This window comes from Enterobacter sp. JH25, from assembly GCF_021725435.1.
GTDB lineage: Bacteria > Pseudomonadota > Gammaproteobacteria > Enterobacterales > Enterobacteriaceae > Enterobacter > Enterobacter intestinihominis.
The window spans coordinates 196,680-211,843 of sequence record NZ_CP091320.1; the positions used below are offsets into that span (position 1 = coordinate 196,680).

Here is a 15,164-nt window from a genome sequence, read left to right on the forward strand (position 1 = left end):
GAAAAAAATCATCACAAGTAATGCTGTTTCTATATTTCAAAAAAGGAATAGCTAAGGATCAAAGAAGCGAACTTAGACAAGAATATAAAATATATTAATTGAAAGCGATTAAGAAGTCGTCATGCATAGAAGGTTTTGAGAACCTAAGTAGTTTTACGTTTTCAACAGAAAAAAAGGTGCACATTTTTGGAACGAAGAAAAACTGAATAAAGAAAAATCAAATTATATCTTTACTTGTCAAGAGTTGATATTTAAGTTGTAACTAATATTTGATTGTAAAGCAAACAACAGAATTTGACTTAAGTCAATATTTAGATTCAGACAAGGCAAGTTTCGCGATATCTTTTTTAAATTTAATCTAATTCTTCTTGAGAATACCTCTCTATGGCTGAAGCAGTTGAAGATAATCTGCAACGTGGACAATGAGCATCATTTGTCACTGGCACAATGTATGGGCGTTTACATTTTTCGCAGGCACCTAGTTCTTCAATTTCTTTCATAGAAGTAAGGATTTCTATTATTTTATTAACTTCCGGTGCGCATACAAAGTATCCCAGATTATGAAGGACACTCATTATTCGGTTGAAGTCAATTTGCCGAAAACTCGCTTCCGGATTTATTGGATCAAAACCAAAATAGTTAACTGCGACATCAATAACAGCAGAAAAGGCTCGGCGGTTATCTGTGCGTTTGCTCCAGCCCCGGATACCTTTTTTGAGTTTTGTTTTTGCACCAGGCTCAAAATCGATATTTTCAGCAACATGATTACCGTACAAAATTCGTATTGTATTTTTATTTGCCCCAAGCGACATAGTTCTTGCTGCTCGCAATAGAGCATTAGCTTTTGTTTGATCGACCTTTGCCATATCAATAATCCTTTAACATAACTTTATTTGTTAAAGTGTTGAACACATCCTGACGGTGACTGGTGAACATAGTGTCATAACGTAATAGTTCCATCAAATCATCACTAACTTTTCCTAACCGGATGTCAGCAGACAATTCATAAGCCCAGGCAAAAACTTTCGTTTTAAGTGAAACACTCTCTTCAATATGCCCTTGTGAGAAAGCAATTGTACGTGGGAAAAGAACGACATCGTTAATTGTTTTTAACGATGAATAACCAATGTCTTTAATAGCATCAGCTGTAGTTGGTTTTAAACCAAAGAAAATACTTACAAACTCTGGTGCGAGCATTGAGATAAAGAACACCTGCATAAAGTAGTCATTCTGTATATCAACACATTTAGAACGCAACTCATGAATCTTCTTGGGATTATAGATATCCACTGTACCATTCAGAAAAGTCACTTTTTCACCGGCATCGTAAATACCATAGTCAATATCATTTGTATCATATTCACGAATTACATTGGAATCACCGTCCAAGACCGCAGAAAAAAACCTCTCCCATGTAATTTCCTTTCCGAGTGTACGCGGAACCAAAAAACTACCTGGACGTGTTTCCACTTCAAAAGCTAAATCAGCGGCTGTACTAAATCCTTTCCCAAATAGGCGACGCTGGAGAAGAGGAGTCCCAGTTTGATATGCAGAAGATCCATGCACAGGCAATAACATTAAAAATGCACGGTAACTACGAATAAGCGAAATCTCAGTGCGGAAAAGTTTACCGAGTAAGCTACGAGTTAAATTATCAGATTCTGACATGTGCTGATTGTCCTTGCGCCATTACAATTGTTCAAATCTTCAACATGGATTTTTTGTTAGGTGTTCGGTAGGGTGAAAAGTAACTTTTAGTATTTTCTTAAGGCTTGAATAAGCCTTAAATCTATCCCTTCAACCACACCGCTTACTTGTAACACTTTTTAACCAAACTAACCAGAATTTTATCAAAAATTCCTGCGCATGCTAACGAAATGTGAAGCGATTAAAAAAAAACCTAAATCCAGCCCCTCCCAACGTTGGATTAGAATAACGACGTCTTTCACTGACCGTCATAAACTGACATTTTTACTTTTCATCAACCTCATGCTTACATAGGATCACTAAACAAAGAAAAGTGACCCTATGAATGCCTCACATAGGGTCACTTATGTTTGAAAAGTGACCCTATGTAATGTCGTCATAGGGTCACTTTTTATAAAAGTGTCACTATGGACAAAGTTCCATAGGGTCATTTTTTTTGGAAAAGTGGCACTAGATATATGTATAACTTTAATAGAGCAATGCACATTATCAAAAGCAATAATCCACAATGGTCATTCTGTCAAAAGTAACTTTAGGGGGTAGCGATGGAAGTGAGGCTAAACTCGCTGTTACTGTTTCTGAAGGCCCCTCCCGAATGGGGGAAACAGCGAGTGCATTACATCTGTTCAATTCCCTCATCAAAGAGCATTCAAAAATCTTCTGTTCGTGAAAAAAAACGGAAATTTCCTCCGGTATAGTAATTTCACATCAGGAGGCGTCATGAGTAATTCAAATCTTATAAGTTCTATAGAGCTAACACGTAAAAATTTACGTGCTCAGATTGAAGGTTTGCGTGTTGAGGCTGAAGATCTCATTACAAAATACTGGATCAAGTGGAAGGAACGAAACCACCAAGAGATTAACCTTACCCGACATAGCAAAGTTCCAAAGAGGGAGTACCTGGGTTCTTACGCACCAAAAGTTGAGCTAATTGGTAATGCCAGAAAAGTAACGATCACTTGGCATCAGTTCAGCCCTTATAAAACAAGAGCGCCTAGCCACATGTCAAAACGGGTGCAACCAATGAAAAGTGGAAAATATTCTAAGAACTGTTTTGTAAACCATGCCAGCTGGGAATACGAAATGATTTCTGAAACGGAAGCATTGCTGGAGCCTTACAGAGAAATGCTTGAGCTCTATCATTCAGCATATATCGAACTTGGACGAAAAATCCGTCAATACTCAAAAACTAAGGTGGCACAATGAACGACGCAATTATCACGGACAATGAGCGTATTAACATTGAACCAAAAGATGTAATGGTAAAAGGTTCAAATAAAAAGCAAGGCGTAAACGCTCAAACTTCTACTCAACGTAGACCAGAGCACCAGGGTATGGCCAAAGTTATTATTAACCCCGGCACCCCAGACTTTAACCGGTTTTTAACTGCCAGAAATGGAGCAGTCATCAGAGGTTTTGATGATGTGAGTATCGCTATTTCCTCTCTCTTTAAAACGGTTGATGCAGTTAAACATCCTGACCTTGTTCAGGCTATTCAGGATTGGTTCAACGAGCTGCATGAAGAAAACAATAAGATGAAAGAAAATCTTGTTGCTTATATTAAGTCAATTGAGTTCGACAAGAATGACTCATTCATGTCATCAACTCAGTTTGTACCTTTCAGTTTTGAACCAGTACAACTCAACTTCAATAACCACAACACCATGAGGTTTTACAAGTACATCTTCGAGATGAACCAGCTCATGAACACAATGTATGAGTACAACTCATTGGGTTTACTGGCTGTAAGCGACTATCCGGTTATGTCTCACAACATTATAAAGAGTATTAATTTATATGTTGAGAATGTGAAAAAGACTCTGAATGTTTCTCGCCGTAAGGATGGGCCATACAGTCCAGCAGAGTTCATCACCAAAGTAATGCAATATAAAAGTGTGCAGGCATACATTGCAGCCGAACTGTCAGGCAAACGTCGATAAGGTATGATGATGAATTTCAGGGCGCTGTATTTATGTATTAAACGGATTTTGGGGATATTCTCATCTCAGGAGAATGATGCAACCTCTGTAATGATTGAGGATATATCAAGCCTCTCTCCTTTTGCGCAGATTCTAGGAGATCAGAAGTACACTGTTCCTGATCATCCAAATCCAGAAGTCCTGAAATTCATCGAGTATCCAACTCGTCCGACGGGCATACAGACATTTAATGAACAGTCAATCCTGTCTCTGTATCGGGAAAAGCTGCACTCAATTTCAATGATGTTAGCTATCAGCGATAGCGACATCAGGGACGATGCATATACATTTACTAATTTAGTTTTAAAGCCCTTGGTTGAATATGTTCGCTGGATACATCTTTTGCCAGCTTCCGAAAATCATCATCATAATGGTATTGGTGGGTTACTTTCTCACAGCCTGGAAGTGGCCATACTCTCTTTAAAAAATGCGCATCACTCAGAACTGAGACCAATCGGATATCAAGATGAAGAAGTAGTCCGTAGAAAAGTATATCTCTATGCTGCGTTTATCTGTGGTTTAGTCCATGATGCCGGAAAGGTTTACGATCTCGACATTGTAAGCCTGAATTTAGCTAGTCCGATCATTTGGACGCCAAGCTCACAAAGTCTTCTTGACTGGGCACGTGAAAATGACGTGGTTGAATACGAAATCCACTGGCGAAAGCGTATTCATAATCAACATAATATCTGGTCCAGCGTTTTCCTTGAGCGAATCCTAAACCCGGTATGTCTTGCATTTTTGGATCGGGTAAATAAAGAACGTGTTTATTCAAAAATGATCACCGCCCTAAACGTTTATACTGATGGGAATGACTTTTTGTCTAAATGCGTGAGGACCGCTGATTTCTATTCTACTGGTACAGACCTTAATGTTTTACGTGACCCTATCATGGGTCTGCGTTCTAATGATGCAGCAGCAAGGGCCATTAGTACCATCAAGCACAACTTTACCAGTATCAATATCAACAATTACAATGCTAAGCCTATGCACATCATTATCGTAAATGGTGAGGTATACCTTAACGAGAACGCATTCCTTGATTTTGTTCTCAATGATTTCGAATTACATAAATATAACTTCCCTCAGGGAGAGGCTGGTAAGACCGTATTGGTAGAATCCCTAGTTCAACGTGGTTACGTCGAGCCCTATGATGATGAGCGTGTCGTTCACTACTTCATTCCGGGTATCTATTCGGAAAACGAAATATCAAACATCTTTAGAAATGGGATAGGGAAACTAGAATTCTATAACCTTCTTAAGCTAAGGTGGATTGGTTTAATCTTTGATTCTTATAAAATCCCTGACTCAGTGCCGGGTCTTTTTAGCGTTAATGCCAATAAAGACTTTATTTACATTGACGAGCAAAAAACAGTTACTGAATACAGAAGACCAGTGCCCGGTCGGGACGTTATAACTAAAATTACTGATACTGTTGAGACGGCTGTTCTTAAGGTTAATGATTTAGGCCGCTCCTCTGCCTCTATTGATGTTGATATACATTCTAAGAAAAATGAAGGCTCATCCGACGATTTTGAGAAGAAAGCCGAAAGTGATAATGAAATTGATAATGACACGCAGATAGTTAAATCTGAGGGTGAGGAAGCAGCTGATCCTGTCATTCCTGATATAGAAGAAAGTGAAGATGAATCGGCAAAGGACACGGAATCCCATGTCCTGGTCAACCAACTTCATGAACTCCTTTTAAGCGCTCCACTTTCCAATGACTATATAGTGTGTGTTGATGCTGTCCCCTACCTCAACATAGATACCACTATGGCATTGCTGCCGGGATTAGATGAAAAAGCATTCAGTGAAGAGCCCTATTTCCAACTGACATTCAGAGAAGGCTCTCTCGATGGAATGTGGATAGTAAGGGACATTGACGATCTGCGTTTAGTCCAGCTCGGCGATAACTGCGCCGGGTTCCAGCTCACCTATCATGAGCCAAGAAGGCCAACAACTTTAAAGTCACTTTTCAATACTTCTATGTATCAGGCATTAGTGATTAATGATGAGTCTTCTGTTGAAAACTCTGCCCCACGTCCAAAGCAAACGCTTGAGCTGCCTCCCCCACGTGTAAATGCAGTCGAAGAACATTCTGGCGACGTGGAATATCATGGAACCGATAGTGCATCCGCGACTGGTCCGCTGAAAACTGAGGCTGTGGAATATGAACATTATCAACATCTTTTTGAGAAAGAAGATGAAGAGCATGAGATCATTGATTATACCGATTTCTCACAGCTTAGTGTTTCTCGGCCAGAAGTCGGTAGTTGTGCAACAAGCTCTTCGGTCCATAATGAAAAGCTTCTCTCCGAGCCGTCAGAATTACCAGAACTTAACCGAGAACAGAACGCTGATCCCCAGGGTACGAATGAACGCTCTATGGATGTTTCTGTAGGACAAGAAAACTCAGAACCAGATACTGAGGGTAACTGCCCACCACCAGCTGAAGTTGTGTATTCCCAGACCGAAGCAGCCGCAACCAGTGTGATGGCAAGTGAAGAGCCCGCCTTACCTCCTGTACTTGAAGAATCAAATGGAGAGCATGCGCCCACAGACGCTAAGGGGCATCATCTTTCGCCAGCACTGGCCAGACTGTTCGCCCCAACAGCACCGGTAGAAAAACAAAATCCCAAGCGCAACCGGAATAAATCATCGGACAAAGCAGAAGTACAAAAACCAGCATCACCTGTTTCTGGTCACAATCTGAACAGTAAAGTCTTTGCATCTACTGAATCAGACCAAAATGGTGAATTCTCGCTTATAAGCGAAGGTGACGTTACAGAGCTTGAATTTGTAGAAATTGCGTTAGTACTGCATCAAATTCTGTCCAAAATGGAGGTGGCGTTTAAAAGAAAGCGCAAAAACAGATTTATGGTAAGTACTCCTAATACTCTCTATCTGACCCAATCTTGCGTGGAAAAATTTGGGTCGCAGTTAGAGGCTCAAGATCTTTTCAATAAGCTTCCTCAGTACCTCGTTAATTCTGGTGCTGTGATCAATACAAAATGCCATGCATTTAACATGCCTACTTTGCTGGCCGCATCAGACCGGGCGAAAGTGGACATTGAACGAATTATCAATAACCTGAAAGAGGCTGGGAACCTATAATGTCAGATTCGAAGAGGACTAACCTCCATGCACAAGAGAATTTTTATCGGCCTATTCTTGAGTATCGTAGTGCCTCAATACTTTTGATTTGTTCGGTTTCTATGCTTTATATGGGACTTTCTTCAGACGGACTGGACATCGCCCCAATAGTTCTGTTCACCTCAATATTGCTTTTTTTGCTGTGCCTTTATCGTTGCAAAACAGCAGCGCCATTTTTGATGGCTCATTGGCGTGTATTCAAGCGACATTTCATGTTCGTTAGTCTTGATTCACTGCGTGTAATTAACAAAAGTAACTTTTTCTCCAATGAGCGAAAGTATCGTCAACTGGTTCAGGATTATCAAAATAAAAATAAGGATATACCCGAGCGAAAGTCCTATTTTTGTGATGGGTTTGAGTGGGGTCCGGAACATGCGGATCGGGCATATCAAATAGCTAACCTCTCCAGTGATAAACGTGAGATCGAGTTGCCATTCGTCTTCAACCCAATTAAGAGACATTTTGACGCAATGGCTCGTAAGATGGGCGGCAGCAATGCAATTTTTGCTGTGGAACGTAGGGAACCCATATTTGTAACTGAAGACAATTGGTTTGGTCATACTCTGATAACCGGAAACGTGGGTACCGGGAAAACGGTGCTACAGCGTTTACTAAGCATTAGCATGCTTCATCTTGGTCATGTTGTTGTTGTCATAGATCCAAAGAACGATGCAGAGTGGCGAGAATCTCTAATGGAAGAGGCTAAGACCCTCGGTCTTCCTTTCTATAAATTTCATCCTGGCCAGCCAGCATCTTCGGTCTGTATTGATGTCTGCAACACCTATACTAATGTTTCTGACCTAACATCTCGTCTTTTGAGCTTGGTGACAGTTCCCGGTGAGGTTAACCCATTCGTTCAGTATGCCAAGGCTCTCGTTTCCAATGTGATTTCCGGGCTTTCTTACATAGAGAAAAAGCCTTCTATTTATCTGATTCACAAGAACATGAAAAGCCACATGTCTATTGTGAATCTTACAGTCAAGGTAATGGAGTCATGTTACGCGAGATATTATGGTTACGATGTCTGGACCGAAAAAGTTAAGTACGTCGCTAACGATACCTTGCCGGTACGTTTCAAGCGTCTCGCTGAATGGTTTACGGCTCATTTCATGAATTACGAGGGGTCCGAACAAATAGACTGGTTAGATACTGTTTCCCAGCTTATTGATTACTCAATGTCCGACCCAGAGCATATGGCTAAAATGACCGCAGGTATTATGCCTGTTTTCGATATGCTCATTGAAAAACCTTTAAATGAGCTTTTATCTCCTAACCCGAACTCAGTATCATCAAGAGAAATTGTAACAAGCGAAGGGATGTTCAGCACTGGCGGGGTGCTATACATTTCGCTTGATGGCCTTTCAAACCCCGATACAGCAGCTGCTATTTCTCAATTAATAATGTCAGATCTGACCTCCTGTGCCGGTAGTCGCTACAACGCTCAAGATGGTGATATGTCAGCTAATTCCAGGATAAGTATTTTTGTTGATGAGGCACACTCAGCCATTAACAACCCTATGATTAACCTTCTGGCGCAGGGTCGTGCAGCGAAAATTGCACTGTTTATTTGCACCCAAACCATCTCCGACTTTATTGCTGCGGCAAGTGTTGAAACTGCCAATCGAATTACGGGGCTCTGCAACAATTATATAAGCTTGCGAGTCAACGATACTCCTACTCAGACGCTTGTTGTAGAGAACTTTGGTAAGAGTGCGATAAGCACAAATATGGTCACTTATACGACCGGTTCAGAAACATCTTTGCCGCATAATAACTTCTCAGGTTCAATCTCAGAAAGAAAGCAGACAACTTTAGAAGAGAGTATTCCAAAGGATCTCTTGGGTCAGGTCCCTATGTTTCACATAGTTGCCAGGCTTCAAGATGGCAGGAAGGTTGTAGGCCAAATCCCTATTGCTGTTGCTGAGAAACAAATGAAGCCAAACACAACTCTGTCGGAAATGCTTTTCAAGAAGGCCGGAAAAGTTACTTTGCGTCAAAATCTCGATATCAAAAATCTTAATAAATTTCTAAGGAAGTTGCATTGATGGATGAAAAAATTGTCCTGACGCGCCAGCAAATTTTAAGCTCTGCACTAAAAGTCAGCAAATGTCGCTCGCTCGTAAAAAGGCGCTTTCAGTCTTTGGGTTTAAAGTACGCAGATTCTCAGGAAGTTCGAGATCGGCTAACTATGATAGAAAAAAACGCGTTTCATCATTTGGGAAAATTTTGTCAGAGCAACGATATCGATTCCCTATTCTCCATGGCAAATACCCTGTCTGAGCTTTTCCTTTTAAAGGGAGAGTTGATCACGACTGATCCCTTTGGGGACCGTGAAACCAGCTACTGGTCGGTACCACAAGGATCATGCCATGAATGGATTCAATCACTGACCACCAGCGAAGGTCCTGAACGTAAATTCGTTAGTTTCCGTATTTCTTTCGATAACAATGACGTACGGTGTGATCTTGTAAAAAAGAATGCCCGTATGCTTGGTTGTTATCTTTTGCCTTATTTCGTCGATTTAACACGCACGGTGGGCGCATTCATTAATTTGCCAGGTAGTGTCTCTTTTAAACAAGTACAGCGCATCAAACCCCAGATTCATCCAGAAACAACACATAGTCATATAGTTACTATTGAGGACTCTCCCTTTCTTTCTCGGTTAAAATTTAAAATCATTACTGCCATAGATCAGCTTCCTGACCCTAATGGCCTTTATACAAACACCTTTAACAGCATTATTGACCGTGCACTGCTGACTCATCTCAAAACCGAACAGGAAAAAATAGATAGTCCAAGAGTCTGCAAAAATGTGATTTCGGCTTTTGCCGACTCAACTCTTTCTCTGCCGGTGTTTAACATCGGCCTAAACGAGCAGTACAGATACTGGACGCCGTGGGGCATCAACTTTATAGAATTTTCCCGCCAGGCCGCAAAAGCAAGGACCGCTGTATTTGTTCCTGATGTGGGACAGATCGAGTGGAAAAGCGCAGAGCATAAAGAACTGGCGGAGTTAAGCCTCATCGACCAAATCATACCTAAACAGTACCACTGGCTCCTGGGTATCCCGACGATGTGGCGTAACAACTATTGCAATCACGATCAGAGGCTAGCTCTTTTTCGTGAATGGAGGGAAAGCAATGGCTGCGGATAATACAAGCAGGGCAGCAGTGCTCAGAACAATGCTTTTTTTTGGCATGGTCATTTATTTTGGTTACAGCTTGGCTTTCCAGAATACTGAGGAGCTCAAATATCAGATTACTCAGGAGGTTAATGCAAGCCGGTCCATCATATCAAATGACCGTTGGAAGTCTGTCATTGCAAATAGTGAAGCGACTTTAAATTGGTTGGTACATGACTATAAGTTAATTGACTATCTGAATACTATTCTGATCCCTGACACCAAAAAACCAGCCAGAGGTATTAACATTGTTGCTGAAAAATTTACCTCTATTAATTACACTATGGCCAAAAACATACCCCTCTTACTTTATCAGTCCATTTTCCGGTGGAACTTAATCCTGGGGTGGCTAATCGTTTTTCTGCCCTATCTATTTGCCATGCTAGCAGATGGAATGTACCAGTGGAAATTGAAGAGGTACGTATTTGGTAAGGTTACAGTTCAGTTTTATCGTATTTGGTTTCGAGCATTTTGGGTGATCAGTGCTTTAACGATGGTCTACCTGGTCATGCCAAATATGTCACTATTTAACAATATCGCTCAACTTTTCCCACCAGTCGCTTTATTGATACTGGGAATTGCATTGAATCGCTTGTGGTCTAACTTTCAAAAACTCATGTAAAGGTGGTCAGATGTTAAGCAGTAAAAAAAGGAAGTCCCCTACAAATATCAAAGAATCGCTCAATGATAACGCTGACCGTTTTTATAAGATGTTTCGCATTCATACCACGGCAAAAGTTGCTATGTCGCTAATTGCCATGACCGCTGTAGGGTTTTCTTTCTACAATCTTTACGAACAATGGCAGGACGCTGAAGGGAAGAAAGACCATATAGCTGTAATACGGATTTCTGGCGAGATGGGTACCGGCTCGGAAACGGGCGATGGAACAGTGATCGCAACAGCTCTTGCCAAAGCTTACAATAATCCCCATGCCAAAGCAGTTATTATCGAGGCAGAGTCAGGTGGTGGTGGTCCCTCTGACGCCATCATTATTTACCGCCAGATAAACGCGCTTAAAAACCACCAGCCACAGATTGAACGCGTATCAGATGCCGGTGGCTCTCTTTCATCTGTAGCCGCTGACAAGAGTAACAAAACCGGGAGCACAGAACGTGGCGATGAAGCACGGTCGAAGCAAAACTCCCTCGAAGTACTCTCCAGCGGTACCGGTCGTTTTTTCTCTGATATCGCAGACTCATATAAACCAATCATCGTTAGTGTGAAAGGCATATGCGCATCCGCATGCTATTACGCGGTATCGCCCGCTGATGCAATTTATGCCGACAGTAATGCCCTGATCGGTTCTATCGGTGTGCGTATGGACCACTGGAATCTGTCAGAGATCATGAGCACAGTAGGCGTCAAGAATGAGCCCCTTACGGCCGGTGAGTTCAAAGATGCTCTTGACCCCTTCCACCCATTGTCCGATTCAACGAGGGAGTTCATGCAGAAGGAGATCCTGAACACGATGCATGAAAAATTTATAACTGATGTTGAACTTGGACGGGGTAAAAAGCTTCTCTCGCGTCATGATGCCGATGCTGTTTCTCTCTATTCAGGCCGTGTATGGCCAACACCTCAGGCAGTTAAGTACGGCCTGGTGGATGGAGATCTTACGTCAGTAGAGATCCGTACACGTCTTTCAAAAATGTACTCCACTGACACGTTCAAAAACTACAATGAGCCTCATCGTAATCTCCGTTCTGCACTCGGCATGCTGATGAGCCTGTCTTCAAATATTGAGAGCCTTACCGGTACCACTACCCGCTTAGTAGAATCTGTTAATGCCACCAGCTACCCCTCTGTGAGGTAACATGGATGCTTTCAATCTGCTGTGGAGCATTACGGGGGTAGCTTTCATTATCCTTATTTTCGTCGTGTTGCTGTGTCTGTTGGGATTTATGACCTCTGCCATAGCGGAACGGCGGACTGCAAAGGCAATTGAATCTGGGCTTCCTGAAGAAGCTCAGGGGCTACTTAGTGATCTCACCTTTCAGTTGTCGGCTCATAGCACTACGCAGGTTGATCACATTCTCGTAGCCCCACATGGTATATACGTCATAGAGCAGAAAAACTACGTAGGCAAGCTCTACGGTACTCTGGAGGAAAGCCACTGGCGGAAATGGACTCAGTCCCGAACCCTCAAGTTGCAGAACCCGTTTAAGCAAAACCAGGGGCACATCAGGGCTATTCAGTCTGCTCTTAAGGCTAGAGAACTGGAATGTATCAATGTCGTCATCATAAACGGACGTTGTAAGTTTGATGGCATCAAGCCGGAATGGTTATGTATGGGGATGGACGATTTTATCCATAAAGTCAAACAACGACGAGGGCTACGGTTGTTCACACCGGAGTCTGTTCAGCACATCTGTTCGGTGTTGAAGTCAACAAGGAAGTCGCCAGGGCTCTATACGGACCTTACTCATATTCATAACATAACGACAAAGTACAAAGCCCCGATGAAATTCGAGCAACGAGTAACATACATTCTGCTCAACTTTATCCATTATCTGTGGGCAAGTCTGTTCACTAAGCAGAAGCCTTAGCGCTCTATCATTGGTAAGGCTGTAAAATGTCTGCAAAAGGCCCCATCGGTAAATTGTTGGGGCTTTTTCTTTGCGTAGTTCTGATACGGTTTATCCTGTGGAGCATTATGGCCACCAGCCAGCTGGTGACTGGCCAACGCTTTGTATGACGTAGCCTACTCAGGGCAGGCTATTTTAGAGGGACCGATTTTTATCCGGGCTAATTTAGAAAGAGATAATTTGAACTTAGGCGGGCTGACCACCAGCAGAGAGGTAAATCACTAGCCGGTGATATTGACAGAAGTCGTCAGGGGTTTAACGCCGGAATATTTTGCCAGGCCTCCTGCAAGGTCTGCAAGACTTCTACAAGTGATAGTGACGGCCACAGGACTGTTTCCGTCATTATCACTCCAGGTGGCTCGCACTCTACTGGTACCAGAATTAAAACAACACGAGTTCCTTTTACCTGGTAGGCAAGGTTTACTGCCGGTTGGCGGTAGGAGGCCAGTACACCCTCACCATATTGAGCAGGGTTACTTGCCCAGTTCCGCACCATTGCATACACCTGAGGCATATACCGACTATCCAGATCCCCTTTGGGCCGTCTGAACGGCACGATTTCTTCTGAGCGGTAGGTGGTCGTTGTTGTATTGGTTGTCATCTTTGTCACCTCCCCTGTTCGTCCATTTAGAGTTTTAAGCTGCTTTACACATCACACTCAACTGATTATTTAAGCTGGTCATCGTCTCTGGCCAGCATAGCCCAACCATTCGCCTGGTTTTCGCGGGAGTAAGGATTCATTTCAAAATAACTATCTACCGCGTCGCTGTCCGCAACAGAACTGTTGTTAGCTCTCTTTGAACCCTGAACCACTACAGCATCAACCTCTGCGGCTTTCCCGTTGCGCTGTACCAGGATTTTAACCGTATTGGGCTTACGTCTTGCGAGCAGTTTGTTGGCGATAAAAAGCACAACAATCCAGGCCAAAAGCACGTATAAAAATGTATTCATAATGCCCTCCTTTGTATGTGATTATTATACCTGCTTCCATTGCAGGCCAAACAGGTTCGGTGCATGAAAAATAGACTTCTCTCCGGCGTATAGCAATCTACTTACTGATCTGTTTTCGTATCAAACTGTATGGCATAACCGAGGGGCGTACGTGGTGAGTCAGAAAGTTACTTTTCCGTAATAGTTAATTTCAGATCCTTCTTCCAGTTACGCTTCAGTATAAAACCGATACCCTCTAATTCAGCATCCTTCACGTTTAATACGCTTCACTTTAAGGCAGGGCTTTTCGGTTGAAATGAATTCTTTTTCCGGTTGCTGGACATGGGTTTCATCCTGATAGTTAAAGTTGCAGGCTATCAGTCACCACCACCACCTCCGTCACCTCCTCCACCGCCACCATCACAACCACCAGCTATGCTATTTTCACCATTACAATCACCTCCGAGGGGGTTCAAATGGCTGCTCCCCTGTAGATGGTGTCCTTGCCAGATCGAACCCGAACCAGCGCCTCCTGAGCGTCTTTGCTTGCCCTGAGGCAATTGTGCAGGCTCACCAGCACCGGCGGTACCAAAAATGTCCCGGGCAATTTTATAAAGAAGGTAAAAAGGTACGCCCAGCATCATAAAAAAGATTACTGAAAATATTACACGTTCCATTGATGATCTCCTGTCTTGTGAGAGACCAGTTATATCAGGGTGATTCAGTATTTCCGTTTAGAAAAGAGTACTAATTTGGCCCTGTTCGCTCTTAATTTGCCATCCGGGAAAAAGTCATAGGGATAGGCCTGCCAGAGTCAATAACTTCCAGTGATCTGGAGGAGACCCCGGCTCTCTGAGCCCTCATGGATGGTACGGCTTTACCCCTTGTAAACAGATTCACGTTCCGCAGGACAAACATCGACTACTGACGTCTCATATTTGCTGACGCTAATCCGACGTCTCATTGCCGTCTGCTTGTTTTCTTTAAAGGGTGTATTAGACGAATATCAAATCGGAATGGTAGGGGATGTGTGGGCACCATGCCCGGCCCTCTTTGAGCATCTGAGAGATTGGAGACCTAGCCGGGTAAGATAGCTACTTTCTTACGGGTTACCCTTCAAATCCAAAGACGAAACGGACGCTGCCGTTCTCCACGTGGAGACGCTTTACTTCTTCGACAAATTCCTGGATCACCTCTCCGGCGTTATCGGGTGGTATGGCTGACAAAATTTCTTCCGAAGTCAGCCATGAGTATGAATGTTCACCGAATAAATCATCATCTTCGGACGGTATATCATCAGGTAATCCGCGTAATGCGTGGATAAAAACTGCTGATGTGCTCGCCCTTTCACGATCTACATCAAATCCGAGCCAGGCAAAGTGGAGATATGATCGGTCCCCTTTATAATTGCTTGATAAATTAATCCATTTACCAGGCTTTTCTTCCCTTTGAAATCGCCAGCAGATATCAACGCCCATTAAGAAACTCCATTACTATCGTTCGTATGAGATAACTATCATTTCAGAATACTATGACTTCTTCCCGTATAGAACTAATCGCTCACGCCATTTAGCTACTTACTTTTTTTACGTACGCTTGCAGCGCAGTACCTTGAGAGAAGTAAG

General features: G+C 42.7%; 14 protein-coding genes. 8 read left to right on the forward strand and 6 right to left on the reverse strand.

The annotated features are described in order from the left end of the window. Nucleotides 1–353 precede the first annotated feature (353 nt). Entirely contained in the window at nucleotides 354–866 is a 513-nt protein-coding gene (locus tag L2Y28_RS23595) for a hypothetical protein (RefSeq protein ID WP_001140952.1), read from the reverse strand. Nucleotide 867: 1 nt separating this feature from the next. After that, entirely contained in the window at nucleotides 868–1,668 is an 801-nt protein-coding gene (locus L2Y28_RS23600) for a hypothetical protein (RefSeq protein WP_000004208.1), read from the reverse strand. A gap of 759 nt (nucleotides 1,669–2,427) precedes the next feature. Between L2Y28_RS23600 and mobI the strand changes: the two genes are divergently transcribed. Genes mobI through L2Y28_RS23640 form a run of 8 tightly spaced genes read left to right on the forward strand, consistent with a single transcriptional unit; the run spans nucleotide 2,428 to nucleotide 12,570 of the window. Continuing rightward, entirely contained in the window at nucleotides 2,428–2,913 is a 486-nt protein-coding gene (mobI, locus tag L2Y28_RS23605) for a conjugative transfer protein MobI(A/C) (protein WP_000071885.1), read from the forward strand. Beyond that, a complete protein-coding gene (locus tag L2Y28_RS23610; protein WP_000995978.1) occupies nucleotides 2,910–3,647 on the forward strand; it encodes a hypothetical protein in 738 nt (245 codons plus the stop codon). Before mobI ends, L2Y28_RS23610 begins: the two co-directional genes overlap by 4 nt. A 9-nt stretch (nucleotides 3,648–3,656) precedes the next feature. Next, nucleotides 3,657–6,803: a MobH family relaxase gene (gene mobH / locus L2Y28_RS23615; protein ID WP_001011152.1), complete on the forward strand. Its 3,147-nt coding sequence runs from the start codon at nucleotides 3,657–3,659 to the stop codon at nucleotides 6,801–6,803. Then, the gene (traD, locus tag L2Y28_RS23620; RefSeq protein WP_001284073.1) at nucleotides 6,803–8,887 is read left to right on the forward strand and encodes a conjugative transfer system coupling protein TraD; all 2,085 of its coding nucleotides are present in this window, start codon (nucleotides 6,803–6,805) and stop codon (nucleotides 8,885–8,887) included. The genes mobH and traD overlap by 1 nt, the downstream gene beginning before the upstream one ends. Then, on the forward strand, nucleotides 8,887–9,996 hold the full coding sequence (locus tag L2Y28_RS23625; protein ID WP_000343600.1) for a hypothetical protein: 1,110 nt from the start codon (nucleotides 8,887–8,889) through the stop codon (nucleotides 9,994–9,996). Before traD ends, L2Y28_RS23625 begins: the two co-directional genes overlap by 1 nt. Further along, nucleotides 9,983–10,645 carry a DUF4400 domain-containing protein gene (locus L2Y28_RS23630; RefSeq protein WP_000718549.1) on the forward strand — a complete coding sequence of 221 codons (663 nt, stop codon included), beginning with the start codon at nucleotides 9,983–9,985 and terminating at the stop codon, nucleotides 10,643–10,645. The genes L2Y28_RS23625 and L2Y28_RS23630 overlap by 14 nt, the downstream gene beginning before the upstream one ends. A 10-nt stretch (nucleotides 10,646–10,655) precedes the next feature. Beyond that, a complete protein-coding gene (locus tag L2Y28_RS23635; RefSeq protein WP_000952985.1) occupies nucleotides 10,656–11,837 on the forward strand; it encodes a S49 family peptidase in 1,182 nt (393 codons plus the stop codon). Nucleotide 11,838: 1 nt separating this feature from the next. Then, nucleotides 11,839–12,570, forward strand: coding sequence for a nuclease-related domain-containing protein (locus tag L2Y28_RS23640; protein ID WP_000338612.1), 732 nt, complete (start codon nucleotides 11,839–11,841; stop codon nucleotides 12,568–12,570). Between the two features lie 286 nt (nucleotides 12,571–12,856). Here the strand turns inward: L2Y28_RS23640 and L2Y28_RS23645 are convergent, their stop codons facing one another. The 4 genes from L2Y28_RS23645 to L2Y28_RS23660 all read right to left on the reverse strand — a co-directional run bounded on the left by L2Y28_RS23645 (nucleotide 12,857) and on the right by L2Y28_RS23660 (nucleotide 15,017). After that, entirely contained in the window at nucleotides 12,857–13,210 is a 354-nt protein-coding gene (locus L2Y28_RS23645) for a hypothetical protein (protein ID WP_000210769.1), read from the reverse strand. 65 nt (nucleotides 13,211–13,275) lie between these two features. Beyond that, entirely contained in the window at nucleotides 13,276–13,560 is a 285-nt protein-coding gene (locus tag L2Y28_RS23650) for a hypothetical protein (protein WP_001091367.1), read from the reverse strand. A gap of 356 nt (nucleotides 13,561–13,916) precedes the next feature. Next, complete coding sequence (locus L2Y28_RS23655) at nucleotides 13,917–14,216, reverse strand: hypothetical protein (protein WP_000442693.1); 300 nt, start codon at nucleotides 14,214–14,216, stop codon at nucleotides 13,917–13,919. A 432-nt stretch (nucleotides 14,217–14,648) separates the two neighbouring features. Beyond that, nucleotides 14,649–15,017, reverse strand: a complete 369-nt coding sequence (locus L2Y28_RS23660) for a hypothetical protein (protein ID WP_000537761.1) — start codon at nucleotides 15,015–15,017, stop codon at nucleotides 14,649–14,651. Nucleotides 15,018–15,164: the final 147 nt, after the last annotated feature.

Coding starts and splice junctions, on each gene's coding strand:
- L2Y28_RS23595 (WP_001140952.1), bottom strand. CDS start 866: ATGGCAAAGGTCGATCAAACAAAAGCTAATGCTCTATTGCGAGCAGCA.
- mobH (WP_001011152.1), top strand. CDS start 3,657: ATGAATTTCAGGGCGCTGTATTTATGTATTAAACGGATTTTGGGGATA.
- L2Y28_RS23635 (WP_000952985.1), top strand. CDS start 10,656: ATGTTAAGCAGTAAAAAAAGGAAGTCCCCTACAAATATCAAAGAATCG.
- L2Y28_RS23650 (WP_001091367.1), bottom strand. CDS start 13,560: ATGAATACATTTTTATACGTGCTTTTGGCCTGGATTGTTGTGCTTTTT.
- mobI (WP_000071885.1), top strand. CDS start 2,428: ATGAGTAATTCAAATCTTATAAGTTCTATAGAGCTAACACGTAAAAAT.
- L2Y28_RS23600 (WP_000004208.1), bottom strand. CDS start 1,668: ATGTCAGAATCTGATAATTTAACTCGTAGCTTACTCGGTAAACTTTTC.
- traD (WP_001284073.1), top strand. CDS start 6,803: ATGTCAGATTCGAAGAGGACTAACCTCCATGCACAAGAGAATTTTTAT.
- L2Y28_RS23630 (WP_000718549.1), top strand. CDS start 9,983: ATGGCTGCGGATAATACAAGCAGGGCAGCAGTGCTCAGAACAATGCTT.
- L2Y28_RS23655 (WP_000442693.1), bottom strand. CDS start 14,216: ATGGAACGTGTAATATTTTCAGTAATCTTTTTTATGATGCTGGGCGTA.
- L2Y28_RS23640 (WP_000338612.1), top strand. CDS start 11,839: ATGGATGCTTTCAATCTGCTGTGGAGCATTACGGGGGTAGCTTTCATT.
- L2Y28_RS23645 (WP_000210769.1), bottom strand. CDS start 13,210: ATGACAACCAATACAACAACGACCACCTACCGCTCAGAAGAAATCGTG.
- L2Y28_RS23625 (WP_000343600.1), top strand. CDS start 8,887: ATGGATGAAAAAATTGTCCTGACGCGCCAGCAAATTTTAAGCTCTGCA.
- L2Y28_RS23660 (WP_000537761.1), bottom strand. CDS start 15,017: ATGGGCGTTGATATCTGCTGGCGATTTCAAAGGGAAGAAAAGCCTGGT.
- L2Y28_RS23610 (WP_000995978.1), top strand. CDS start 2,910: ATGAACGACGCAATTATCACGGACAATGAGCGTATTAACATTGAACCA.